At 54.4% G+C, this 25,058-nt stretch carries 19 protein-coding genes, 2 tRNA genes and 1 pseudogene; 9 read left to right on the top strand and 13 right to left on the bottom strand.

The window, feature by feature from the left end:
• Positions 1-12 precede the first annotated feature (12 nt).
• The 3 genes from ABO_RS07800 (at position 13) to ABO_RS07810 (ending at position 3,407) form a co-directional block, all read left to right on the top strand.
• Complete coding sequence (locus tag ABO_RS07800; RefSeq protein ID WP_011588786.1) at positions 13-420, top strand: MbcA/ParS/Xre antitoxin family protein; 408 nt, start codon at positions 13-15, stop codon at positions 418-420.
• A complete protein-coding gene (locus tag ABO_RS07805) occupies positions 411-1,118 on the top strand; it encodes an RES family NAD+ phosphorylase (RefSeq protein WP_011588787.1) in 708 nt (235 codons plus the stop codon). The genes ABO_RS07800 and ABO_RS07805 overlap by 10 nt, the downstream gene beginning before the upstream one ends.
• Positions 1,119-1,217: 99 nt before the next feature.
• A complete protein-coding gene (locus tag ABO_RS07810) occupies positions 1,218-3,407 on the top strand; it encodes a TonB-dependent receptor (protein WP_011588788.1) in 2,190 nt (729 codons plus the stop codon).
• On the opposite strand, the pseudogene ABO_RS14705 reads toward ABO_RS07810, so the two are convergent.
• Positions 3,400-3,450, bottom strand: a pseudogene (locus ABO_RS14705) (hypothetical protein); the annotation flags it as partial. The gene ABO_RS07810 and the pseudogene ABO_RS14705 overlap by 8 nt on opposite strands.
• Before the next feature lie 4 nt (positions 3,451-3,454).
• Here ABO_RS14705 and ABO_RS07815 point away from each other — a divergent pair.
• A complete protein-coding gene (locus ABO_RS07815) occupies positions 3,455-4,753 on the top strand; it encodes a PepSY-associated TM helix domain-containing protein (RefSeq protein ID WP_035460419.1) in 1,299 nt (432 codons plus the stop codon).
• Between the two features lie 151 nt (positions 4,754-4,904).
• Here the strand turns inward: ABO_RS07815 and ABO_RS07820 are convergent.
• The 3 genes from ABO_RS07820 to gltX form a co-directional block, all read right to left on the bottom strand.
• Positions 4,905-4,980 (bottom strand) — tRNA-Glu (locus ABO_RS07820).
• 5 nt (positions 4,981-4,985) lie between these two features.
• Positions 4,986-5,061, bottom strand: a tRNA-Ala gene (locus ABO_RS07825).
• Between the two features lie 274 nt (positions 5,062-5,335).
• Positions 5,336-6,820 carry a glutamate--tRNA ligase gene (gene gltX / locus ABO_RS07830; RefSeq protein ID WP_011588790.1) on the bottom strand — a complete coding sequence of 495 codons (1,485 nt, stop codon included), beginning with the start codon at positions 6,818-6,820 and terminating at the stop codon, positions 5,336-5,338.
• Between the two features lie 342 nt (positions 6,821-7,162).
• Here gltX and ABO_RS07835 point away from each other — a divergent pair, with 342 nt between their 5' ends.
• Positions 7,163-7,711: a DUF4399 domain-containing protein gene (locus ABO_RS07835; protein WP_035460319.1), complete on the top strand. Its 549-nt coding sequence runs from the start codon at positions 7,163-7,165 to the stop codon at positions 7,709-7,711.
• 229 nt (positions 7,712-7,940) lie between these two features.
• Here the strand turns inward: ABO_RS07835 and ABO_RS07840 are convergent, their stop codons facing one another.
• Together ABO_RS07840 and ABO_RS07845 are read right to left on the bottom strand one after the other, a co-directional pair.
• Positions 7,941-8,780 (bottom strand): universal stress protein, encoded by an 840-nt coding sequence (locus ABO_RS07840; RefSeq protein ID WP_011588792.1) that lies wholly within the window; start codon positions 8,778-8,780, stop codon positions 7,941-7,943.
• 44 nt (positions 8,781-8,824) lie between these two features.
• Positions 8,825-10,306 carry a SulP family inorganic anion transporter gene (locus ABO_RS07845; protein WP_011588793.1) on the bottom strand — a complete coding sequence of 494 codons (1,482 nt, stop codon included), beginning with the start codon at positions 10,304-10,306 and terminating at the stop codon, positions 8,825-8,827.
• A gap of 346 nt (positions 10,307-10,652) precedes the next feature.
• Between ABO_RS07845 and dusA the strand changes: the two genes are divergently transcribed.
• From dusA to ABO_RS07860, 3 genes are all read left to right on the top strand, one after another.
• Positions 10,653-11,651 carry a tRNA dihydrouridine(20/20a) synthase DusA gene (dusA, locus tag ABO_RS07850; protein ID WP_046962311.1) on the top strand — a complete coding sequence of 333 codons (999 nt, stop codon included), beginning with the start codon at positions 10,653-10,655 and terminating at the stop codon, positions 11,649-11,651.
• Between the two features lie 169 nt (positions 11,652-11,820).
• Positions 11,821-12,771, top strand: a complete 951-nt coding sequence (locus ABO_RS07855) for a transaldolase (RefSeq protein ID WP_011588795.1) — start codon at positions 11,821-11,823, stop codon at positions 12,769-12,771.
• A complete protein-coding gene (locus ABO_RS07860) occupies positions 12,768-13,211 on the top strand; it encodes a TerB family tellurite resistance protein (RefSeq protein WP_011588796.1) in 444 nt (147 codons plus the stop codon). Before ABO_RS07855 ends, ABO_RS07860 begins: the two co-directional genes overlap by 4 nt.
• 25 nt (positions 13,212-13,236) lie before the next feature.
• Here the strand turns inward: ABO_RS07860 and ABO_RS07865 are convergent, their stop codons facing one another.
• From ABO_RS07865 to ABO_RS07895, 7 genes are all read right to left on the bottom strand, one after another.
• Positions 13,237-14,010 (bottom strand): MlaA family lipoprotein, encoded by a 774-nt coding sequence (locus ABO_RS07865; protein ID WP_101235010.1) that lies wholly within the window; start codon positions 14,008-14,010, stop codon positions 13,237-13,239.
• 169 nt (positions 14,011-14,179) lie between these two features.
• Positions 14,180-14,950 (bottom strand): HvfC family RiPP maturation protein, encoded by a 771-nt coding sequence (locus tag ABO_RS07870; protein WP_011588798.1) that lies wholly within the window; start codon positions 14,948-14,950, stop codon positions 14,180-14,182.
• A complete protein-coding gene (locus ABO_RS07875) occupies positions 14,947-15,846 on the bottom strand; it encodes an HvfB family MNIO-type RiPP peptide maturase (RefSeq protein ID WP_011588799.1) in 900 nt (299 codons plus the stop codon). Before ABO_RS07875 ends, ABO_RS07870 begins: the two co-directional genes overlap by 4 nt.
• 12 nt (positions 15,847-15,858) lie before the next feature.
• Entirely contained in the window at positions 15,859-16,170 is a 312-nt protein-coding gene (locus ABO_RS07880) for an HvfA family oxazolone/thioamide-modified RiPP metallophore (RefSeq protein ID WP_011588800.1), read from the bottom strand.
• 155 nt (positions 16,171-16,325) lie between these two features.
• The gene (locus ABO_RS07885; RefSeq protein WP_011588801.1) at positions 16,326-17,456 is read right to left on the bottom strand and encodes a beta-ketoacyl-ACP synthase III; all 1,131 of its coding nucleotides are present in this window, start codon (positions 17,454-17,456) and stop codon (positions 16,326-16,328) included.
• Positions 17,457-17,661: 205 nt separating this feature from the next.
• Complete coding sequence (gene hrpA, locus ABO_RS07890) at positions 17,662-21,612, bottom strand: ATP-dependent RNA helicase HrpA (RefSeq protein ID WP_011588802.1); 3,951 nt, start codon at positions 21,610-21,612, stop codon at positions 17,662-17,664.
• A gap of 120 nt (positions 21,613-21,732) precedes the next feature.
• Entirely contained in the window at positions 21,733-23,523 is a 1,791-nt protein-coding gene (locus ABO_RS07895; protein WP_041704960.1) for a M61 family metallopeptidase, read from the bottom strand.
• Between the two features lie 548 nt (positions 23,524-24,071).
• Here ABO_RS07895 and ABO_RS07900 point away from each other — a divergent pair.
• The gene (locus ABO_RS07900; RefSeq protein ID WP_011588804.1) at positions 24,072-24,998 is read left to right on the top strand and encodes an alpha/beta hydrolase; all 927 of its coding nucleotides are present in this window, start codon (positions 24,072-24,074) and stop codon (positions 24,996-24,998) included.
• The last annotated feature ends 60 nt before the right edge of the window (positions 24,999-25,058 follow it).

The raw sequence follows: 25,058 nt of genomic DNA on the forward strand, positions 1-25,058 counted from the left end.
TAGGAGACAATCATGGAACCCGCAACAGCCTATATCCCACAAGCTCTGGACGACGGCGCACGCCACGCAGCTCTACGTGCTGTGCTTAAACTACTGGAACACTGGCAGTGCAGTGAAAAGGAAAAAATGGCGCTATTGGGTGTGGGGCGCTCCACCCTACACAAGTACCAGAACCAACCAGAAAGCGCCCGGGTCGGGCAGGATCTATTGGAACGCCTCAGCTATCTGCTGAACATCCACCAAGCGCTACGGACCTTGTTTGGCAATAAAGAGAATGTGTATGGCTTTATCCGCATGGCAAACCATAACCCCTTTTTCAATGGCCTCACCCCTATGGACATCATGAGCAACGGCCGGGTTGCCAGCCTTTATGAAGTGCACCGCCAGCTCGATACCCTTCGAGGCGGTCAATGGGGTTAAAAACACAGGGGGCGGATACACTGCCGCACACATCCTTATCCGAGCAAACGGCTTACCGCTTGGTCAACGGAAAATATCCCCCTATCGCGATCTTCGATGACGTGGCCGACCAAGCGGATTTTGATGCACTGTACGCCGTGCAGGCGCTGACCAACCCGCGCCTACAAAATGATATCGGCGATCTGAATCGGGTCCCCCCGGAGCAGCGCCCATGGGGCATTCCCGGCTGCAACTACGCCTTGGGGCCCTTTGTGCATGTCAATCCAGCAGGGTCGCGCTTCTCTGATGGCCATTTCGGGGTATTCTATTGCGCCGACCGCATGGCGACCGCCATTGCAGAGACCCGCTATCACCAACAGCGTTATTTTCAGCAAGTCGATGGGCTCAAGTATGACCGCATTGTGATGCGCGGCCTGAAGGTACACTTCACCGCCACCCTCGTAGACATCACCCCGGCTGATCACCACCCTCAGTGGCACGCAGCCGATGACTACACCGCCGCGCATCAGCTTGGTCGGCAATTACGCGAACAACAGCGCAACGGCATCCATTACGAATCTGTCCGCGCCGTCGGGCGTTATTGTTATGCCCTGCTAACCCCTCAAGTCATCGCCAGTATTACTCCCTGTGCTCACTACGAATATATTTGGGACGGCGAAACAATCGCCCACACGCTTACCATTCGCGGCTTTAACTGAAACACCGCCGTCGCGCACCTTCTGCGGCAATATGCCGCATCCCTCTTCCCTGACACATGCCTATGCTGCGAGCCTAATTTAATTCGGTTCGGGAAAATCATGTTTACAGATCCCCTCTCACGTCCAGCATCACACTCCGCTCTGCGTTTTTTACGCCCCCTGTGGCTAGGACTCGCCTGTAGCGCAACCTCCCTTGCTATAGCCGACGAAAGCAACCAACTGGACACTGTTTCCGTGAATGCCTCCGTCCCTGACCAAAACACTGACCCACTTCCAGAAGCCGCCACCGCCAGCCGACTGGGGCTGAGCATGCGTGAAACCCCCGCCACAGTGGATATCATTGGCCGTGATGAAATTGAACAGGAAGGGCTGCGAAACCTGATTGAGCTATACCGCAATGCTCCCGGCGTCAGTGCGGGCAACATCCCTGGCTCACCAGCCTCTGTCAGCATGCGCGGCTTCACCGATGTGGGTTATTTGTTTAACGGTACCCGCGCCGTGGATCCAGGCCTGATGTCACGCAACATGAATACCTGGAACCTGGAGCGAGTAGAAATTCTCAAAGGCCCGGCCTCCGTATTGAACGGTACCGGAGCCTTAGCAGGCAGTATCAATCTGATCACCAAGCGCCCAGATGTTAGCGCCGACGCCTACGATGGCATGCTCAGCTATGGCAGCAACGATACGGTTAATCTAGGTCTAGGCATCAATAAAGTACTCACTGACACCGCTGCCCTGCGTGCGGACTTCAGCCACGATGAAAGCGACGGTTTCGTGGATGACACCAATAGTCGCACAGATGCTTTTACCACCAGCCTGTTGTTGACCCCCACAGACAAACTTACCCTGTCGTTTGATCTTGATTTATACAGTGACAAATACAGCACCCCCTACCAAGGCGCTCCATTACTCCCCGCCTCCGTCGCCCATGACCCAAGTGATGTGGTTTCTGGTGGCCTAGTGCTGGACGAATCCATCCGCGACAACAATTACAATGTAGAAAACGGCATCATGGAATCGGACAGCCAGTGGTTCCGAGCTCGCGTGGATTATCAGCTCAATGAGAACTGGAAGTTAGCCAATGAATTGGGCTTCTACAACGCTGACCGCAATTGGGCCAACTCCGAAGATTTCACCTATAACACCGGCACCGGCCAACTGGATCGCCTGACCACCATTATCACTCATCGCCAGAAGTCTGCTTCCGAGCGTTTTTTCGCCGTCTATGATGGCAAACTTGGCGAGCGGCGCCACCGCTTCACTGCCGGTGTCGATTTCCGCTATACCGATTTCTTTTCCGAACGGCGCTTCGGCACTACTACCTCCGTGGATCCGTTTAATCCAAACCGTGGTGAACTGCCAAGCGATAATGCCAGCAATTATCCCTACCGCGTAAATTACGACAGCATAGTTACCACCCAAGGTGTTTTTTTAGAAGACGCACTTAATCTGACCCCCAACTGGTTGCTGGTAGGTGGAGCTCGGTATGACTATTCAGACTTGGATCGCCGCATTGATGACCTGATCACCAATACCCGCACCGATTTTGGCCAGACCTACGAGTCATTTTCCTGGCGTCTGGGCACCATTTACGACCTGAACAACAACACTCAACTGTTCGCTCAATATAACCGCGCTGCCACTCCCATCACCTCATTGGTATTGAGCAGTCAATCCCGTGCGGGTTTTGATCTGTCTGAAGGACGCTCCATGGAAGCCGGGGTGAGGACAAATTTCTGGGATCGCCGTGCCACCCTCACCGCCGCCGTTTACCGTATTGATCAAGATGACATACTCACACGCGACCCAAGCAACCCAGCCCTAACCGTTCAGGGCGGCAGCCAACGCTCACAGGGGGGTGAGCTGGACCTCACCTTGCAATTATTGCCCCAGTGGTGGTTACGCCTGAGCGCCGCCCATGTAGACGCAAAATACACCGACCTCACCGACGGTAGCGGCAACGATCTCACCGGCAATCGCCCTACCAATGTGCCCGATGACACCTATGCCGCCACCAGCGCCTACACATTTAGCCCTGTATCACTCACCGTTGGCGGAGCCATCCGCCACACGGGGGATTTCTATACCAGCAGCAGTAACGACTACAAAGTCGCTAGCCGCACCCTGCTCGACGCTTGGGTCAGCCACCCATTAGGCAAAGGCACTCTGACCCTGCGAGGCCGAAACCTGACCGATGAATTTTACGCAGACTGGTCCGGCTACAGTGCCACCCAGGTTTATGTCGGTGCTCCTCGCACGGTTGAATTGGGCTGGACTGGACACTTTTGATGTCGCCCTCCCATTCGCAAACCTCACAAACGCCACGGAACAATCGCCTGTATGCAGCCGTTTGGCGCTGGCATTTTTACGCGGGGCTGATCACCGCCCCGTTTTTGTTAATTCTCGCCATTACCGGGGCTATTTACCTGTTTAATGACGAAATTAACGACCTATTACACCCGGACCTTCGCTTTGCTCCCACCGGCAACCAGGTTCAAGCACCTGGTGCACTGCTGGAGGCCGTTCAACACGCCTATCCAGCGGCAACGCTCAACCGCATCGACATGCCCACCGAACCCGGGCGTACCGCCCAGATATACATCAGCCCGGCCCAAGGCCCAGATCGCCGTGTTTTCGTCGACCCAGGCAATGCCGCTGTGCTAGGTAGCTACGTCTACACCAGTACTCTTGTCGGCTTCTCCGATGTAGCTCACGGCTCATTGCTGCTAGGTAATACCGGTGATGCCATTGTTGAACTCGTCGCTTGCTGGGCATTCGTACTGGTCATTACCGGCTTGTACCTGTGGTGGCCTCGAAAACGGACAGACCAACGGCATCGATTCAGCCCAAACCTCCAACAACGTGGACGTAAACTGTGGCGGGAACTGCACCGCCTCACCGGCCTGTATTCTGCGGTCCTGATCCTGTTTCTGATCATCACCGGCTTACCCTGGGCCAACCTCTGGGGCGGTCAATTTCTCACCCCCGTGAGTAATGCACTGGGAATGGGCTATCCCACTTTTCTTCGCCACCATGGCAGCGACGACAGTAAAACTCTTGTCGACACCCACGGAGAGGCCCCCTGGACACTCAACGCAGCCCCAGTCCCTCACGGCCACCATGGCGCTTCCAATATCAGCGTAAACCAGGTCCATCAAATCCTGGTTGAGCAAGGCGTTGCTCTGGGCTACAGACTCTCCTTGCCCCAAGAACCCGGAGACATCTACAGCGCTTACACTTATCCCGCGCAGCCAGAGGGCCAGCAAACCTTTCATATTGATGCCCATAACGGAACACTTATTGGCAAAGCCGGTTTCGATGACTACGGCGCCATCGCCAAAATTGTGGAATGGGGAGTGGCATTGCACATGGGTAATTATTTTGGCCGGGCCAACCAATTGCTCATGTTGTTCCCCTGCCTGGCCATCATTATCTTGGTTGTTAGCGGGCTAAAGCTGTGGTGGAAACGACGGCCGCAAGGGAGCCTGGGAGCCCCCAAGAAACTGGCAGCAGGAAAGAAACGAAACCTGGCAATGATTACCGCCATCCTGATGCTGTTATTTCCTTTAGCCGGGATCAGTTTCATCATCGTTCTAACCGTGGATATGAGCTGGCAGGCAATACGCTCCCAATGAAGATAACGACGCTTTACGGCAGGTAATAAGCTGAATAGAGCATTCACTGCGACTTCGGATCCGAAATGACCGCAGCAGCCCTTAACTCGCCACTAACCTGGGGAGACAGGCAATAAAAAAGCCCCACTCTTTCGAGTGAGGCTTTTCTATTTGGCGTCCCCTAGGGGAGTCGAACCCCTGTTACCGCCGTGAAAGGGCGGTGTCCTGGGCCACTAGACGAAGGGGACGTGTTTGGTGGAGCTAAGCGGGATCGAACCGCTGACCTCAACACTGCCAGTGTTGCGCTCTCCCAGCTGAGCTATAGCCCCAGTACACAAACGAGACAAAGTGCATCCCGGTTGGTGCGGCGTATTCTACCGGCCACCCCTACCCTGTCAAGCGCCAGCCGGCGGTTTTTTTCAGAATGAAGTCAATTTGGCTACATCGTGAACAAGTTGCTGAAAAACTGGGCGAAACCAGTTACAGGTTCTACCTTTACACGCGGCGATCACAATGAAAAACCATAGCGTTGTCGCCGCGATTCACGCCAAAACACAAGCAAGGCTTGCCAAGTTACGGATCGCCCAGCCTGTGTTTTTCAAATCAACCCACCGGCAAATCGCGGTATGCCTTCTCCAGTTTCTTCATCTGCTTCTTGGACACGCCCCCCAGCACCTCAATGGCATGGCGAATTCGTGCACGGCTGATATCCGAGCCGATGATTTCCATAGAGTCCACCACCGAAAAGCTGGCACTGGTGCCGGCAATGGCAATAAACACCGGGAACAAGAAATCCTTTATCTTCACTTCCAGCGCATCGGCAATCGCCTTGGCATCGGCAAACAAACCCTCTCGATTCCAGTCGTTACGCGCTTCGTAAGTCCACAGCAAATACTGGAGCCATACCTTGATGTCATCCGCACTGTACTGCTTGTGCTCGAAGCTGGCCTCAGAGATAGCAGGCATGCCGTTAAAGCAGAACGCCGCCTTGTCCGCCACTTCCGACAACGTCTCCACTCGCTGGCGCAAGTGAGGAATTATCTTCATGGCGTAATCGCGGTTGAAAGCCCAATCGAGCAGCGAGTCCAGGAACTGCTCATCACTCTGTTCACGCAACCACTGACCGTTCAACCAGCTCAGTTTCTCCACATCGAAAACCGGCCCACCGAGGGACACACGCTGAATGTCGAAGGCCTCCTGCATCTGAGTCAGGGAGAACTTTTCGCTCTCGTCCGGCATGGACCAGCCCATGCGCCCCAGGTAATTCACCAACGCTTCTGGCAAGTACCCCATACGCTGATAGAACAAGATACTGGTGGGGTTTTTGCGTTTGCTGAGCTTGGATTTATCCGGATTACGCAGCAGCGGCATATGGCACAGCACCGGCATTTCCCAACCAAAATATTCATATAGCAGCTTGTGCTTGGGTGCGGAGTTGAGCCACTCCTCACCACGGATAACGTGGGTGATCTCCATCAGGTGATCATCCACGATATTGGCCAGGTGGTAAGTGGGCATGCCATCGGATTTTAACAAAATCTGTGCATCCACTAATGCCCAGTCAAGCTCTACTGGTCCGCGCAACATGTCATGAATTTCACAGCGACCCTCCGTAGGCACACGCATACGGATCACGTACGGTGCGCCATCAGCCTCGCGCTTGGCCTGCTCATCCGCAGGTAGTTCCAGATCGGAAGGTTTAAGCGCACGATTTTCGCCGCTTTCTTTCAATCCGGCACGCAATGCATCCAGCTCTTCGCTGGTGCGGTAGCACTTGAACGCATGGCCTTTTTCAATTAACTGTTCCGCGTACTGGCGGTAAATGCCTTTGCGCTCACTCTGGCGGTAAGGCCCGTGGGGTCCGCCCACGTCCGGGCCCTCATCCCAGGTCAACCCCAGCCACTTCAATGAATCGAGGATCATCTGTTCGGACTGATCAGTGGAACGGGTCTGATCCGTGTCTTCGATGCGCAGAATGAACTGGCCACCGTGTTGTTGCGCAAAGCAACGGTTGAACAAAGCGATATAAGCCGTGCCGACGTGGGGATCGCCGGTGGGCGACGGGGCAACGCGAGTACGAACAGTCATACTGACTCCAGTAGTGCAAACTGGCGCGGATTATACCTGTCAAAGCCGCTGCCATGTAGCAGACTGTCAAAAAGCCCATTGCGTACTTTTGCTTTCAGCCTGGTTCGCAATCTATACCCTATTCGGGGGTCAGAGAGCGCTCTTTTGAAGGCCCATGTCCGGCCATCAAAAAGGGCAATAATGAACCTGTAAACTTGGAGGGCTTTTCAACAAGCCGCTAGACATCAAGCCAAGGGTTTCTGCTATGGTTATAATGACCACATGACTCCGGTTCACTCTGCTGCCACATTCTCAGACACGGCAGCAGGTCTTCATTGGATTCAACTGATCAAGGAAAAGACCATGCGTATTCCGTTCCAACGCTCCCTACTCGTCGCGGTGATTGCTAGCACAGGCTTGCTACAGGCATGCTCCGACAACAGCGACGGCAAAGAGGCCGCAGCGCCTGCTGCAGACGCTCCTGCCGCCGCCGATCACAGCAATCACATGAACACCGATGACAGCGCCACCAAGCCCGCCGCCACCGGCATCGTACGCAGCCCGGCCCCGGAAGGCGCCGCTGCTGAAATTGTCAGTCCCACCAATGGCGCGACGGTCAGCAGCCCCGTGAAGGTTGTCTTTGGCTTGGAAGGCATGGAGGTGGCACCGGCTGGCAACGAGCAAAAGAACAGTGGCCACCACCACCTACTCATCGACTTGGATACCATGCCGAACATGGACATGCCGCTGCCCGCCAACGACCAGGTAGTGCATTTTGGCAAGGGCCAAACTGAAACTGAGCTGGAACTGGAACCGGGCACCCATACCCTGCAGCTACTACTCGGCGATTACCGCCACGTTCCCCACCAGCCACCGGTCACATCAGAAAAAATCACCATTACAGTGGAATAAAAAGCGCAGTAAAACATACGCTTCGCACTATTCCACACAACACCCCACCCAGAAACGCGGGCCTGTCTTTGCCGATTGGCAAAGACAGGCCCGCGTTTTTTATGGCGCATTGATAGGTCGTAGAGAACATCAGGTCATTGCGCTGTGATGCGCAAAAGGCGGAAATACCACTAAGCATCTCCGCCTTATTTTTGGCGTGCAGCGTGCAGCGTGCAGCGGGGTTTACCTCTTAGCGCAGCAACAAGTGCGGCACTTTAGCCTCACGAATCATCTTGTTGGTGGTGCTGCCCACAAAAAATTCACGGATGCGGGAATGGCCGTAGGCCCCCATCACCACCAGATCCACGCTATGGCTTTGCTGGTACTGGTGCAGAGCCGGCTCCACCTCACCCTCAAGGATAGCCGTGTGCACGTTGTGTCCGGACTGCTCAAGCTGTCGCGCCGCTGCATCCAAGCCTTCATTGTTGTTGCCAACGGTCACCAAATGGCAATCCAGCCCTTGAAATAAAGGGCTACCGGCCAAAATGCCTACGCCCTTACGTGAGGTGGCACTACCATCGAATGCCAGCATGATGGTTTTCGGCGCACGAAACTCACCGGCGGTCACGAGAATAGGGCGCTGCAGAGCGCGAATAACACGCTCCACGTTGTCACCCACCTGAGCGCCGATACCGTCGTGTTCTTCGCCCTGCTTACCAATAACCAGCAAACGCATATCGCCTTCAAGCTCAGCCAAGGTATCCACCAGATCACCGTGACGCTGACGTTGCTGAGGCTCAGTGACGCCATTTGCGGTGGCCCGTTGGCAGGCCGCGTCCAGCATTATCATCCCTTGCTCCAACGCCAAACGATTACGCTTGGCATCCAGGTCCGCCAACTCTTCCATCAAATGTTCGCGACCACCCAAGGCAAGATTGCCACTGAAATCAGCACTCACCGGGTAGCGGGAATGGTCCAGCACGTGCAGCAAGGTCAGCGGCGCACCCAAGCGCTGTGAGGCCCAGGCAGCATAATCACAAACCACCGAGGCAGCGTTAGAGCCGTCGATACAGGCGATGACGTTAGTCATTGTTGTTCTCCTATGTCGCTTAATGCGGCAATTGTTTGCGACGCTTAGTGGCCACCCATCATTTTTTCAACAGCAGCGGGCTTGTCATGCACACCGAACTTGTCCACCAGAGTCGCGCTGGCTTCATTAAGTCCAACAAGATCCACTTCTGTACCTTCGCGGCGGAACTTAATCACCACCTTATCCAGGGCGCCAATGGCGGTAATGTCCCAGAAGTGCGCACGGTGAACATCAATAGTGACTTTATCGATGGCTTCCTTGAAGTCAAACGCAGCGATGAACTGATCTGCTGAGGTGAAAAATACCTGCCCCACTACATCGTAAACTCGATGCCCATCTTCAGGGCTTTGCGTGGCTTTCACGTAGAAGATACGACCCACTTTATTGGCATAGAACAGCGCGCTCAGCACCACCCCGACCCCTACACCAATGGCCAAATTATGCGTCGCCACGGTAGTAATCACTGTGGCCAGCATAACCACCGAACTACTGGCAGGGTGTTTTGCCATATTAGTGATGGACTCCCAGCTGAATGTACCAATAGATACCATGATCATCACCGCCACCAGCGCGGCCATGGGAATCTGAGACACCCACTTACCCAGGAACACCACCAACACCAGCAAGAAGCAACCGGCAAACAAAGTAGACAGGCGCTTGCGACCACCAGATTTCACGTTAATCACAGACTGGCCAATCATGGCGCAACCGGCCATGCCGCCAAGAAAACCGGAAGCGATATTAGCCACGCCCTGTCCTTTGCACTCACGGTTCTTGTCGCTATCCGTGTCGGTCAGATCATCGACAATAGTGGCGGTCATCATCGATTCCAGCAGCCCCACCACCGCCAATGCCAGCGAGTACGGTAGAATAATTTTCAAGGTGTCCAGATTCAGCGGAATATCCGGCAGCAGGAACATGGGCAAGCTATCGGGCAAGTCGCCCTTGTCACCCACAGTGGGCACGTCCATCCCCAGCCACATGGCCACACCGGTAATCACAACGATACAAACCAACGGTGAGGGCACCGCAGTGGTCAGCAACGGCAGTAAATAAATGATACCCAGCCCCGCAGCCACCATGGCATAAACGTGCCAAGTCACATCGACCAGCTCTGGCAGTTGCGCCATGAAGATCAAGATGGCCAGCGCATTCACAAAACCGGTCACCACTGAACGCGAGACAAACCGCATCAGGTTCCCCAGTTTCAGAAAACCGGCAATGATCTGCAGCCCCCCGGTCAGTACCGTAGCCGCCAACAGGTATTGCAGCCCGTGGTCTTTGACCAATGTCACCATTACCAGCGCCATGGCACCGGTGGCCGCAGAGATCATCCCTGGGCGGCCACCAACGAAGGCGATCACCACTGCGATACAAAAAGAGGCATACAAGCCCACTTTCGGATCCACGCCGGCTATGATGGAGAAGGCAATCGCCTCCGGAATCAACGCAAGCGCCACAACCGCCCCTGCCAGCAAGTCACCACGGACGTTACTGAACCAGTCCTGCTGAATCGTTCGAAGCATGGATTCAATCCTGTGTTTGGAGATAACAAACCATCGCTGCGCAGCGGCAGCAGTAAAAAACGGAGAACGGCACCGACAGGCACCGTACGGCAAAGCCATGGGAGGGATCGACAGCCTGCTAGGGCGGACTCAGCCGTGTTTGGGTCATCATAGACACCGGTATAATAAATAAAGGCGCGGATTCTAACAGAACGGCTACCGTAATTACAGGCAGCGGCTATTCGGTTGCCGCGCAACAGCGCTGCCACTCTTCCCCCTACGCGCCACCCGCGCAACATGCGACAATAGGGACTCTCGTTTGCCCCCGCACGCCGCAAACCCCAATCACCCGTTCGACACCGTGTTAATGAGCAACCCACTCTCCACTCAGCTACCGCACCAGCCATTGGACCGCCGCCTCAGCGTCGCCCCGATGATGGACTGGACAACCCGCGACTACCGCTTTCTGGCCCGACTGATCACTCGCCATACGTTGCTCTACACCGAAATGGTGGTGGCCCAAGCTATTTTACACGGTGACCGTGACCGGTTTTTAGATTTCAACGACGAAGAGCACCCCGTCGCCCTGCAACTAGGAGGCAGCGACCCACAACAATTAGCCCAAGCCACGCGCATTGCCGGGGATTACGGCTATGACGAGATCAATCTGAATGTGGGGTGTCCGTCAGACCGGGTTCAGCAAGGCAAGATCGGGGCCATTCTTATGGCAGAACCTGAGCTGGTAGCACGCTGTGTAGAGGCCATGCAGGCGGAGGTTACTGTGCCGGTTACGGTGAAGACCCGTATCGGTATCGATGACCAGGATGATTATGATTTTCTCTACCGCTTTGTTGATCGCATGGAAGCCTCAGGCTGCACTAGCCTGACCATCCACGCCCGCAAAGCAATTCTTAGCGGCCTCTCGCCCAAAGAAAACAGAGATATTCCGCCGTTAATCTACCAACGTGCCTATGCCATCAAACACGCTTTCCCACATATCGAAATCATACTCAACGGTGGCGTAAAGACCCTGAATGAAGTACACGAACACATGGGTGAAGTGGATGGCGTGATGATTGGTCGCGAGGCCTACCAAAACCCCTATTTTCTAGCCGAGGCCGACCGGGTTGTGTTTGGCGACGATCACGCCATCCCCAGCCGCCAGACTATTGCTGAGCAGTTTCTACCTTATGTGGAGCGGCGCTATGCGCTTGGCCATGCGCCCAAGCACTCACTGCGGCATATCCTCAATCTGTTTCAGGGCCAACCCGGCGCGCGCCGTTTCCGCCGTCATCTCAGCGAAAACATGCACAAGCCAGGCACAACCCCGCAAGTGCTCATGGACGCCTTGTCGCAACTGCCTTAGCCTGTCAGTACGCTTTATCCCCGTAGAACAGCATTTAAGCACGAACGGACTGCGAACACTTTTCTAGAACGGTTCCCGGCTCAAACGCTGCCCGCTACGGCACAGAAAACTCCCTGTCATCATTGGCCTCTACCCTGTCGCCCGTCATGACACTGAAAGGAACGAAACCGTGAACAAACGCGAACAACTCGCTCAATGGACCTCGTTAGTTGCCGACACCGGCGATTTGGAAATGATCGCCCAACTGCAGCCCGAAGACGCCACCACCAACCCTTCCCTGCTACTCGCTGCCGCCCGTGACGAACGTTACCGTGACCTGTTGCAGCAGGCCGCCGACCTCAGCCGCGCCTTGGGCCATCAAGGTGAAATGGACTGGCTCACCGATACTTATGCCTGCTTGGCCGGTCAGGCCATTTTGGAACGCGTGCCGGGTCTTGTCTCCAGTGAAGTGGACGCTCGCCTTTCTTTTGATACCCGCGCCACCGTGGAAAAAGGGCGTCGTTTGATCGCGATTTACCGCGAGCTCAACGTGGACCCAAGTCGCATCCTGATCAAGGTCGCCGCCAGCTGGGAAGGGGTTCGTGCCGTTGAGATTCTGGAAGAAGAAGGCATCCGCTGTAATGTGACACTGGTCTTCAACCAAACCCAGGCACTGGCAGCAGCCGAAGCTGGCGCCACACTAATCTCTCCTTTCGTGGGCCGCATTTTCGACTGGCACCGTAAAAACGGCATGGTCATCGACACCCCTGAACAAGATCCCGGCGTGCTCTCGGTGCGAGATATTTTCTCAACCTTCAAGGCACGTGGCCTGGATACTATTGTTATGGGCGCTAGCTTTCGCAACGCTGGGCAAATCGAAGCCTTGGCCGGCTGCGACAAGCTTACACTCAGCCCTTCCCTACTTGAGGAACTAGCAGCGGATAACGGCGGTCTCAAACGCATACTGGACTCCGAACTGGTAGCCCCACAGGACGACTGGGTACCGGTGAACGAAGCCGCATTTCGCTGGCAGCTCAACGACGATGCCATGGCCAGCGACTTGCTCGCCGACGGAATCCGCCGTTTTGCTAAAGACCAGCACGCGCTGGAAACCTTACTCATTGAAGAGGGGGTCATTTGAACTGGCTGAACCGATTGTTTCGCCCTGAAAGCGACACACCAAAGTATTCCGAACACGACTTGCACCGCGCTGCTGCCGCCTTGCTATTGGAGGTAGCGCGCACCGATGGCACCGTGGACCAGGCAGAAACCCAACGTCTGGTCAGCGCGGTCAAACAACGCTGGCAGCTGGATAGCCAAGAAATGCAGGATATCGTCTCTGAGCTGGAAAACCGGGTAGATCAAGCCACCGATCTATTTGAGTTCACTCTGCCGCTACGTGAACACTGGGGGCCAGAACAACGAGTAGCGCTGATCGATGAAATGTGGGCCATGGCCGCTGCCGACGGCAAGGCCGATGTTCACGAGGAGCACTTGATCCGCCGGGTTAGCGATCTGCTCTATGTCTCCCACGGAGATTATATTCGCGCAAAACTCAAAGCCACCCGCATCGAGGCTTGATCTACCACATGCGGCTGGCAAGCCTCTACCAGCCGTCCTCCTCATACTCATCATTGAGTTCTGAATCTCGGGTCTCAATCTCAGGGAATCGTAATGACGGCCGATCACCGCTTTCGAAGCGCCGACGTTGCAGGTACGCATTGCGCAAAAAGGTATAACGATCGCCAACAATATTGCGTTCCAGATCCAGCAAATCCGCTCTTAAATCCACCACATATGCCGCGGTGAAACTGTAGCGTGTGCGATCGTGGGAAATGTAGTGTCGCAAGCGCATGTAATCTTCCGGCAAGATGGCCGCAGTGTCCCGCCCTGTGGACGGCCCAAAGAACGGTAGCACCATATAAGGGCCTTCTGGCACTCCCCAGTGTGCTAACGTCAGCCCCAAGTCGCTATTGTGCTTCTCCAAATCGACCTTGCTGGCCACATCAAACAAACCACCAATACCCAGCGTAGTATTAACCGCAAACCGCCCCCAGTTCTGTCCCACGTGCCCCCAGCGCCACTGCAACACATTATTCAAGCCGCTACGGAAATCACGAAGATTCTCATAGAAGCGGGTAATAGTGTCGTTCATCCACTGTGGCGTGACCCTCTTATAACCTTTGGCGACGGGTTTCAGGCCATATTTATCCAAGGCTTCATTGAAGGCAAAAATCTTGCGATTGATGTCTTCCCAAGGGTCTTCATAATTGGGCTTGCTATCCGGCGAGTCGAATGCGGTGGAGCCATCTCCCCAGTCTTCTTCCGCCTGAACAGCCAATGGCAGACACAGCAGCAGGCTCAGCAATAGATAACGCACAAACACCCCAAAAAGTAGTGGACTACCGTAGTATAGCCGTGCCCTGCAGCTCAAAACAGAGGCCCTGAAAAAGGGTTACTGAACATCGACAGATTTTACACACTTATCCTTGCTCAGCCCTGTAATGCCGGCTGATTCAGCACCGTAAAAGCCGCCATCAGCGGCCCCTTTACTGGCGACTCGATGAAGCTCCTATAAGGATATCCCGCTCGCACATTTGTTGCAGAATATCACGGGCAAACACCTCCAAGGCCGCCACATCCGCAAACTGCATTTCTTCGGCAAGGCGCGCCACTGCCACTTTACCGGTATCCTCAGGATACTCATTAATCAACTGCAAGAGTCTCGCCGTTGGCGCGTTGATTTCCATAAAGCGAACGTCATCTTTCCGGTCACGATAAACCAATAGCCAGACCGGCTGTTCAAGCGCGTGCTGTGGCTGAAAATCAGCGCAGATTTGGTGTACAGGGAACGGGTAACTCAATATCTCATGTAAGGGACTAAGCTGCAGGATCGCTTGGAGGAGATCTCCCTCGGGGTAAAATTCGGTGTCTGGGAATGTCTCGGTGGAAGCATCAAGCACCAGCTCCATCCACTCGTAGTGGGCTAGCTCCAACATAAAAACGGGGTCACCGGGCTCGCTGCCCTGCCCGCTCGCCAGAAAACTGACAAACTCTTGAGGAATCTGCAGGAAATACGGGGTCTTGCTGGTGTGATTTTCAAAAAAAGACCGAGCCAAGCGCAGCCAACGCTCGTCATCTAGCAAACTGTGTAATACCGGGAACCCTTGGCGCAGAAAGCCATTCACATTATTGAAAAATAGGTTGCGGTAAATATCCAAACGTCGATCTTCAATACCCGCAGGCGCAGGGTGCCTGTTCGGGTTACGTAAGTGCGCGGCCAATTCACGCTGTAGTCTCTGGAAATTTTTGTCTTTCATGGTTGCGCAGGCTTTTGCCAATCCTCTGACTTGATCGCCGCGCTGGGATAAAGCTGCTGGTAACCACCGATCTTGCGAAGCTCAGCAAACAAAGTCGCATTGTCCGGAATATTAAAGTCTCTCTCCAACAATGTAGGGAGCGAGCCAAATGTCTGGTAAGCATGATCAAGAAGCGCCCAAACAGGATCAATCACATCACTACCATGAGTATCCACTTTCAAGTCTTCTGCTTCATCAAAATGACCGGCGATGTGCAGATAACAAATCCGTTCACCCGGCAAGGCGGAAATGAAATCAAGAGGATCGTAGCCATGATTAATACCATTCACATAGGCATTATTCACATCCAACAGCAGTTCACAGTTTGCTTCTTTCAATACCGCATTCACAAAATCGATTTCAGACATCTGTGCGCCCAGAGCCGCATTTCCTAACTGGGCATAATAACTGACATGTTCAATACCAATAGGTTGTTCAAGGAAGTCTTGAACCTGACGAATACGATCCGCCACGTAATACACCGCCTCCTGCGTAAAGGGGATAGGCATCAAATCATAGAGATGACCGTGGTCACTGCAGTAACTCAAGTGTTCTGTATAGCGGCGAATGTTGTGTTGTTTAAGAAACGACTTCACCGATTTCAATAATTCAAAATCCAGGGGCTCTGGCCCACCCAGTGACAGACTCAGCCCGTGAGCAACAAAAGGATAGCGCTCGGTAAAAGCACGGAACTCTTTACCCTGTCGACCGCCCATGGGGATCCAGTTCTCTGGGGCCACTTCCATAAAATCGAACGGAATGCTCTCTGGTGCGTAATCACGAGCCTGTGAAAGCGGGCCCATAAGGGCCCGCCGAAGACCCAGGCCCACACCGGACACTGGTGTCTCAACTTTCATAGTCGGGTGCCTTTATGCATCACCGCCGCATTTACCCTCACCACATTTTCCTTCGCCTTTCTTATCTTTGCCCTTTTTATCTTCGCCACATTTACCTTCAGCCCCCTTCTCACCGCAGTTTCCTTCGGCTTTCTTGTCTTCACCGCACTTACCCTCACCACACTTACCTTCAGCGTGATGGGCCGCTAGCTGATAACCGGCACTCAGGTCAGCAGCCGCAAACGGGTTTTCCGCTGCGTGGGCAACGGGTGCAGACAATGCAGACGCAACAACAGCAGCACCAACGGTAGCAGCAAGGGGGTTTAATTTGCTCAACTTAGCCATGTTCATTCTCCGTATTTATTCATTAAGGAATCAAGAACGCCCTGACCCAGACACTATAGGGATGCTGACGTGAGGTAAACGTTACGGCTACAGGACTAAAAAACAAAAGGCCACAAAATGCGGCCTTTTTGAGGAAAAAGTAAATCGCGTAACGCTTATTTAATACGATTCACAATCACACTGCCTATAGAGTAACCGGCCCCGAAAGAACAGATCACCCCTTTGGTGTCCACCGGCAAATCTTCATTGTGCTTGTGGAAAGCGATAATAGAACCTGCCGAACTGGTATTGGCATAAGCATCCAAAATCACCGGTGCTTCTTCGCGAGTGGCTGGACGCCCCAGCACACGCTTAGAAATCAACTCGTTCATTGCCAAGTTGGCCTGGTGTAGCCACATTCGGTTAACAGACTCTACCGGAATTTGGGTATCTTTCAGGTGAGAACTGATCTGTTCCGCAACCATCGGGCAGACCTCCCTGAACACCTTTCGCCCTTCTTGGCGGAACAGTTTGTCACGGGCACCGACGCCGCGTTCATCGGTTCGATTCAAAAAACCAAAATTATTACGAATGTTGCTGGAAAATTTGGTCTGCAGGCGGGTACCCAAAATTTCCCATTGATTACTGGATACAGCATCTTCCTTGCGCTCAAGAATCACCGCAGTGGCCACATCTCCAAAAATGAAGTGGCAGTCACGGTCTTCCCAGGCCAAGTGAGCAGAACAGATTTCCGGGTTCACCATAAGTACCCGCCGGGCGCTACCATTACGGATGGCATCTACTCCCGCCTGAATACCGAAAGTGGCACTGGAACACGCCACGTTCATATCGTAGCCCCAACCGTGATCCATGCCCAAAGCCGCCTGCACCTCCACGGCCATGGCTGGGTAGGGACGCTGCATGTTAGAACAAGCAACCAGCACCGCATCTAAATCGTTGGCTTTTAGGCCCGCATTGTCTAGCGCCTGCTTGGCGGCGGTAACAGCGATTTCAGCCTGAATAGACACCTCATCATCGGTGCGCTCGTCTATTCGGGGAGCGAGGCGATCAGGGTCGAGGACACCCGTTTTGTCAATCACATAGCGTTGTTTAATCCCGGAGGCTTTTTCAATGAAAGCACTATTGGATGGGCCCAAAGCTTCCAATTCACCCGCTTCGATAGCTTGTGCGTTGCGGGCATTATAGCGCTTCACATATTCGTTGAAGGATTCCACCAACTCATCGTTAGTGATGGTCTGGTCCGGCGTCCACAGGCCGGTACCACTGATTACCACGGAATAGCTCACAAGCAAGTCCTCACACTAATTGCAGGGCCAGCTGCCCTGCTACAGCACATTAAATAATGGATCGATTATCCGGGTTCAACGGGCGCGGCGCAAAGGCAGTAGGGCCCATTTTATTGGTTGTTACGGTCGTTACGCGGCGCGTAGCGCCTTCCTTTACAGCATAAGAACGCCACCGTGGATCACGTTCAGCGCATATTAACCCCGTTCAGCATAGCTCCCACTGTTTATTCAGCCGCTTCGCCGACACTGATAGCTTGGTGCCCAGCTGTTGCGCAAAGAGGCTGACCCGGTATTCCTGTAACATCCAGAAATACTGTTGAAGAGGCTCAGACTGCTTCCAGAGCGGAACGCCAGCGGCACGGGTCTCGTGTTGTTTACTATACGCCTCCAGTTCAGCACTGAGGGTGCGATCCTTGCCTATTTGCCCCCCCAGTTTTTCCAGGCGGTGATCAATCGCCGCCAGTAACCGGGGGTATTCCTGCAGCCACTCCCACGGCATTTGCAGCAATACATCATCGGGAAACAGGCAGGCCAGTTGCTGTTTAATATCCCGATGAGCATGGGCCCAGGCCAATGGGAAATTCTTTTCCAACTTGCCCATCAGCTGCCGGTAATGGGCGAAGAGTTTACCCATAATGCTCAATTGTTGCTGCGCCCAAGGCACAAAGTCACCACGATGGTCGTTGAGCCGATCCCGGAACGCGGCCTCACTGCGCACCGGCTCGTGTAGCTGAAAATGCTCAGCCAACACGCGTAGCAAGGCGTGATCCAGTGCCTGACGCGCCATGACTCCCTTCTCGGTTTTCAGCTTTTGAAACCCCGCCATTTGCGCAGCCTGCTTACGCAGGTCTCGTAGCTGCACGGTCAATTTGAACCCCAGGAGGCGAGCTGTGCCCCAACGATGCGCCCACGCTGCATCGGCTTCGTCATCAAGAAACTGCAGTTCCACGTCATTGCCGGTATCGACAAGGGCCGGGAAACGTCGCACCGTCATGCCGCCCAAATCCTGCTCCTGACTCTCTGGAATATCCCCAAACAACCATTCCTGGCCACGCACTGCCGGTGTCTCTTGTTTGGGTTTGGGCAAGTCTCGGGTGACACTGACCAGGCGATCTTTCACCTCCCCCAGGTTACGCCCTTGAGCCAGCACCTTGCGGTGACCATCTACACGGTCCACCACCTGAATAAACATACGCAGATGGTCGGCCAAGTTAGCGGTCTGCCACTCCTCTTGTTCGATGCGCAGACCACTCATGCGTTGCAGCTCACGGGTCATGGCCGGAAGCAACGGCTCATCCGGCGACAGAGTTTCCATCAAGGCACTGACATAATCCGGTACTGGGACAAAATGCCGGCGCCGTGCTTTTGGCAAGGCACGAATCAAGGCCTCCAGCTTTTCACGCAGCAAACCAGGCACCAACCAATCCAGGCGAGATTCTGATATCTGATTCAACGCCGCCAGCGGCACAATCAGAGTGACCCCATCCCGCTCGCCGGTCGGGTCGAAACTGTATTCCAACGGCAGACGAAGTCCATCGAGCTTGAGTTGATCAGGGAACTGATCATTGCCCAAATCCGGGCTACGGGAGAGCAGAAAACCATCGTCCATGAACAAGGCCTCTTTCTGCTCTGCAGTCGCACGCTTGTTATACCAATTCATCAGCCCGGCCACGGTATGAATATCGCCGGGCAAGCGCGCATCGTAGAACGCCACCCTTGCCTCTTCATCCACGAGAATGTCCCTGCGACGAAGTTTATGCTCCATGTCTTCCAGGGTTTCAAAGCGCTCTCGGTTTGCTTTCACAAACGGTGGCTCACGATGCAGGTGCCCCATGACCAGGCCTTCACGAATCATCAGCTCCCGGGATTCCACCGGCTGAATCGGCCCGTAATTTACGCCCCGCCCACTGGCCAAAATCAGACCGAAAAGATTGACCTGCTCCTTGGCCATGGCGCAGCCGCGCTTTTTCGACCAATGCGGTTCGAAATAGTGACGTTTGAGCAAATGCCCGGCGGCCTCCTCAACCCACAGCGGATCGATTTTTGCTACCGTCCGCGCAAATAAGCGGCTGGTTTCCACCTGCTCTGCAGCCATCAGCCAGCGTGCCTTGGTTCTCGATAACGCCGACCCCGGCCACACCAACGGTTTACGGTTACGGGTTGAAAGCCACTCGCCCTCTTCGGTGCGCTGCATAACATTGGCCAACAAGCCAGTCAGCAACGCCTTGTGCAACGGCGCATATAGCGGTGACGGAGATGCTTTGGCCGCGCTTTTATTGTTTGCATTATCCGGCTCGGTTAACGATAAACCTGAATCAATCGGCGCATTAAGCGTCCAGCCTTGCTCTTTGGCCAGCAACAAAAGTTGGCGATGGGTATCACGCCATTCGCGCATACGCGTGGGAGACAGGAAGGTTTTCTTGAGCAGCTTTTCGTATTGGTTACGGCTCAGGGCTTCTCGCTGTGCATCCGCCCACTGCCACAGCTTCACGAAGAACAGAAAATCCGATTCCTTCTCGGTAAATGGCTGGTGGGCTTGATCCGCCTGCTGCTGTTTATCGTGAGGCCGCTCGCGGGGGTCTTGAGTCGCCAGTGCTGAAACTACAATCAGAGCTTCACGCAGCACGTTCTTCTCTGCTGCCGCCACCAGCATTCGGCCCAGTGTCGGGTCCAGTGGGAAGCGGGCCAGTTGTCGGCCCAGGGCGGTCAACGTCTGCTTTTCCGTTAGCGCACCGAGTTCATCCAGCAACCGATAACCGTCCCGAACCAAACGACCGTCCGGTGGCTCAATAAAGGGAAAGTCTTCCACCTTGCCCAATCGAAGATCTGACATTTGCAGAATGACAGCACCGAGATTGGTACGCTGAATTTCCGGGTCGGTGAACGCCGGGCGATTAAGAAAATCGTCCTCATCATACAAACGGAAACAAATGCCGGGCATCACCCGCCCACTTCGCCCTGCCCGCTGGTTGGCACTGGCCTGGCTCACCGGCTCCACAGGCAAACGCTGCACCTTAGAATGCACGCTATAGCGGCTGATACGGGCGGTGCCTGCATCAATCACATAGCGAATGCCCGGTACCGTTAACGACGTTTCTGCCACATTGGTACTGAGTACCACGCGGCGACCACGATGTGCTGAGAATATGCGGTGCTGCTCAGCCTGGCTAAGACGAGCATAGAGCGGCAAAATTTCCATATCACGCAAGCTGGAGCCATGGGTGGCGCAGCGTTTCAGGTGATGATGGACATCACGAATGTCCCGTTCGCCGGCCAGAAACACCAGCACGTCCCGAGCCATCGGCAAACCTTCACTGCGCTCTTCTCGTTGAATTTCCAACAGAACGTCTTCAATCTGGCGAGACAGCTCCTGCCCTTCCGCTGGTGGCCGATAGCGCATTTCCACCGGAAAGGTTCGACCGGACACTTCCAGCACCGGGGCGCCCCCAAAGTGTTCAGCAAAGCGCTGATGGTCGATGGTGGCCGAGGTAATAATGACTTTCAGATCAGGCCGGCGCGGTAGTAACTGCTTGAGGTAACCCAACAAGAAGTCGATATTCAGGCTACGTTCATGGGCTTCATCAATAATCAGCGTATCGTACTGATTCAAAAACCGATCTTGCTGAATTTCATTGAGCAGCATGCCATCGGTTAGCACCTTGATTAACGAATGCTCGCCCACCTGTTCAGAAAAGCGCACCTTGAAACCCACCGTGCTACCCAGTGGGCTATGCAATTCTTCAGCCACCCGGCTGGCCACCGCCCTCGCGGCCAGTCGGCGAGGCTGGGTATGCCCAATGGTGCCTTCGATACCCCGGCCCAGCTCCAAACAAATCTTGGGAAGCTGGGTGGTTTTACCGGACCCGGTTTCCCCGGCAATTACCACCACTTGATGATCGTTAATCGCTTGCTTTATCTCATCGCGGCTGGCCACCACCGGCAAATCCGGCCACTCAAGAGCGGGCACCGAGGCCAACCGTTGTTCGCGGCCAGCCACAGAACTGGCGATAGCCGTGGCGACTTTATCCACCGCCTTGTCATTGCGTTTCTTGGCAGGCAGGCGTGCCAGGCCATCAAGGCGTTTTTTAAGACGAAAACGGTCAGCCCGGCGTACTTTGTCGAGTTGCTCGTAAAGCGATTTCAGGGTGTCGGTCATTTAAATACCGCTGTGCGAGAGCGCTTCTGGAGCGACAAACCAGAGGAGAAAACTTTCTCCTGACAACGTTCGCGCCTCGAGAGCCGCGCTCCTACAGATAAAAAATGGATGTTCATGCTGCTATTGTGCGTGAAGCCACCTACGACCTTTCTCAGTCAACCCGCCTTTAGCAATGGTCAAAAAGGCCGTACTGGGCTCGGAGGTTTCCACCTGAACCTTAAATCGCATTAACTCGTCACGGCGGAAAGCATGAATTTCCAAAGATTCTCCAGGCAGGAAACATGACAGTAAATCATCGATATTTTGAGTGGTCGCCTGCAGACCATCCACGGCAATAATCACATCACCGGCAGATAACCCGGCTGCCATGGCAGCACCTTGTTCAAAAGCCACCGCAATCTTCGCGCCCATCACATCGGGCACCAGCCGAACGCCCAGATGAGGGACCCCCTCTTTACCCGGCTTGCCACCGTTATCAGCATGCCCCGCGGCACTGCGCCAGTGTAGCTCCACGCCACGCTCGGCCAACAGTTCAGCTAACGGCAGGTCCTCAGTGCTGTACAGCGCCAGATCGAAAAAATCGCTCATGTCGGTGCCGGCGATTTCTTCAGCAAGTGGCTGGATTCCCTGCTCAGGGACGCCTTCACCGGTCTGACCGTAGCGCTGCCACAACACGCGCATCAGGTCGTCCAACGATGTCTGCTCGCCGGTCAGATTACGCAGGGTCAAATCCAGCGCCAGCGCCACCAATGAGCCCTTGGTGTAATAGCTGACAATGGCGTTCGGGGCGTTTTCGTCCTGTTTGTAGAAGCGAGTCCAGGCATCAAAACTGGACTCGGTCACCGTTTGTCTGTGACGCCCCTGACCGCGGTAAACCCGAGTCAGTGTCTGCCCTAACAGCTCCAGGTAGCTTTGTGGCGAGACCAGCCCAGTTCGCGTCAAAGACAGATCATCGTAGTAACTGGTAATCCCTTCAAAGGCCCACAGTAATTCTGTGTGCACTTCCTGTGACAAATCAAAGGGAGTAAACGCCGCAGGTTTTATCCGTTTTATGTTCCAGGTATGAAAATACTCATGGCTGCACAACCCTAAATACGAGCGATAACCATCGCGGACTTTGCCCGGTTCATCACTACGGCGAGGTAAATCATCACGGGGGCACATCAGGCTAGTGGAGTTACGGTGCTCCAGCCCACCATAGTCATTGCCGGTAACCAGCGTCATAAAGACGTAGCGATCCATCGGCGCCGGCTCACCGAACATGCGAATGTGGTGCTCGCAAATCGGTTTCAGGTCGCGACACAAGCGTGCTGTGTCTGTTTTATGTCGCCCCGCCAACACTACCCAATGAGGCACTCCGCAAGCCTCAAACTGGGCGTATTCGAACGGCCCCATTTCTACTGGGTAATCGATCAAGGCATCGTAGTTTTCGGCCTCAAACAGGCCGAAAGCCAGCTCGGAACCGGTCTGGCGCGGCAGCCCGGTGGCCACCTGCCAACCAGTATAGGCGTGCCCTTGCGGCGCTTCGATAGCCACCTGGCAAGGTTGATCTTCATGGCCCATGGCCGCGAGAAAAACACAGCTACCATTGAAATAGCCGTGGGTGGTATCCAGGTGCGCGCCGCGTACCGACAGATCCCACGCATACACTTGGTATTGCAGTTGCACCGGCCCGTCGCAGGGAGGCAGCTGCCAGGTCTGTTTGTCTCGCTTGGCCACTGGCAGGCTTTCGCCATGACAGCGGGCTTGCACATGAACAATGTGGCGGGCGAAATCGCGAATCATATAGCTGCCAGGAATCCAAGCGGGCAGGCTAAAGGCCTGCCCTTCTGGCATCGGCTCCGCCACCGTCAGGGTAACTTCGAACAAATGCGCCTCTGGGCGCAAGGGGCGAATCCGATATTCAATCATGAAAACTCCTGACAATAATTCCTGAAACAGCACCGGGGGCCTCTGGCCCCCGGTCGATGATGAAAGAGAAACACACTCAATTCATCTCATGCTTAACCATACGTACCACAACGTCATTGGCAACACCCATTGTAATGGCTTACAGATCACCAAGATTAATCGTGATGGATTTCGCTCACCATAATAGCCCTTCCAGCGAGAGGCGGTACAGATTGAAAACGAGAAGACGGTTAAAAATCAGGCTCATAGATGAGATTCTAAGCCGCCGAAGTAAGCGTGCGCCCATGACCCCAGCGAATCACGGAGCTGATTATCATTGACCTGTGCGCGACCGGTGCCTGGTCAACAGACATCGCCTGCCCAATGATCTTTGGCACGAGCGCAATGATTAATCATAACGTTATGCGTTGAACAGGCAATTAACCCCGTTACGCCAACCACGAAAACCATCAGGAGATTTTTTATTCTTGCTATCATGATTCTTCATCGCTGAGATGTCTTGACCTTGCCTCGGCAATAGCGCAGGTTTTGCTCAGCCGGAGAACATTATGAGCGAACAAATGATCTATCACACTACGGATGACAACCATGTCATCGCCATCCATTATTGGCCCTGCAAAGCTCAAGCGAGCAAGGGAACAGTAATTTGGCTACACGGCATGTCGGAACATGGCGCTCGCTACCAAAACCTTGCCAGCATATTGAATGCGGCCGGCTGGCATCTCTATTGCCCTGATCATCGTGGCCATGGCGCCAGCATCAGTGATACCTGCCCCGCCGGACACATTGGTGACCAGCACGGTTGGCAGCACCTGATGAACGATGTTGCCAGCGTGATTCATCTTGCTAAAGAAAAGCACCCACAGTTGCCCGTAGTACTGGGCGGACACAGTATGGGCTCATTTGTTGCGTTGGGCGCGGCAGAGCAGCTTGGGGATACCTTAGCCGGCCTAGTCTTGTGTGCTAGTGATTATCATCCTGGCGCTTACTATCGCCTGATGGGCCTACCCGTACGATTCGAACGTATGCGTCAGGGTAAACGTAATCCCAGCCCGGTGATACGCAAGCTCACCTTCGGCACCTGGGCCACCCGGATACCAGAAGCCACTACCGAGTTCGACTGGCTGAGCGGGAACCCCGAAGAAGTGAAACGCTATATCGACGACCCACTCTGTGGATTCGATTGCAGTACGGAGACATGGATGCAACTGGTTACCGCCATGCGCCGCATTCAAAGTATTGCCGGCTTGTCCGAGCTACCAGAAACGCTGCCGGTCTTATTACTCGGCGGCGAGCAAGATCCGATGAGCGATAATGGCAAGGGCATGATGGCGCTAGAGAAAGTACTGCATGCTATGAAACAGCCGCTCCAGACCCATTTCTGGCCTGAAGGCCGGCATGAGATTCTTAACGATCATTGTCGTGCTGAAGTGGAGCAAGCAATTATCGACTGGCTAGCAGAATGCACTGAGTAATCTGATACAAGTAGTATCCACCCTACTAAGCTACAGACAGACATAAAAAAACCGGGCATT

Source organism: Alcanivorax borkumensis SK2 (assembly GCF_000009365.1).
Classification (GTDB): domain Bacteria; phylum Pseudomonadota; class Gammaproteobacteria; order Pseudomonadales; family Alcanivoracaceae; genus Alcanivorax; species Alcanivorax borkumensis.

Excerpts from the sequence above, each read along its gene's own strand:
- ABO_RS07800 (WP_011588786.1), top strand. The coding sequence starts at position 13 with ATGGAACCCGCAACAGCCTATATCCCACAAGCTCTGGACGACGGCGCA.
- ABO_RS07805 (WP_011588787.1), top strand. The coding sequence starts at position 411 with ATGGGGTTAAAAACACAGGGGGCGGATACACTGCCGCACACATCCTTA.
- ABO_RS07810 (WP_011588788.1), top strand. The coding sequence starts at position 1,218 with ATGTTTACAGATCCCCTCTCACGTCCAGCATCACACTCCGCTCTGCGT.
- gltX (WP_011588790.1), bottom strand. The coding sequence starts at position 6,820 with ATGACTGTTCGTACTCGCGTTGCCCCGTCGCCCACCGGCGATCCCCAC.
- ABO_RS07835 (WP_035460319.1), top strand. The coding sequence starts at position 7,163 with ATGCGTATTCCGTTCCAACGCTCCCTACTCGTCGCGGTGATTGCTAGC.
- ABO_RS07840 (WP_011588792.1), bottom strand. The coding sequence starts at position 8,780 with ATGACTAACGTCATCGCCTGTATCGACGGCTCTAACGCTGCCTCGGTG.
- ABO_RS07845 (WP_011588793.1), bottom strand. The coding sequence starts at position 10,306 with ATGCTTCGAACGATTCAGCAGGACTGGTTCAGTAACGTCCGTGGTGAC.
- dusA (WP_046962311.1), top strand. The coding sequence starts at position 10,653 with ATGAGCAACCCACTCTCCACTCAGCTACCGCACCAGCCATTGGACCGC.
- ABO_RS07870 (WP_011588798.1), bottom strand. The coding sequence starts at position 14,950 with ATGAAAGACAAAAATTTCCAGAGACTACAGCGTGAATTGGCCGCGCAC.
- ABO_RS07875 (WP_011588799.1), bottom strand. The coding sequence starts at position 15,846 with ATGAAAGTTGAGACACCAGTGTCCGGTGTGGGCCTGGGTCTTCGGCGG.
- ABO_RS07880 (WP_011588800.1), bottom strand. The coding sequence starts at position 16,170 with ATGGCTAAGTTGAGCAAATTAAACCCCCTTGCTGCTACCGTTGGTGCT.
- hrpA (WP_011588802.1), bottom strand. The coding sequence starts at position 21,612 with ATGACCGACACCCTGAAATCGCTTTACGAGCAACTCGACAAAGTACGC.
- ABO_RS07895 (WP_041704960.1), bottom strand. The coding sequence starts at position 23,523 with ATGATTGAATATCGGATTCGCCCCTTGCGCCCAGAGGCGCATTTGTTC.
- ABO_RS07900 (WP_011588804.1), top strand. The coding sequence starts at position 24,072 with ATGAGCGAACAAATGATCTATCACACTACGGATGACAACCATGTCATC.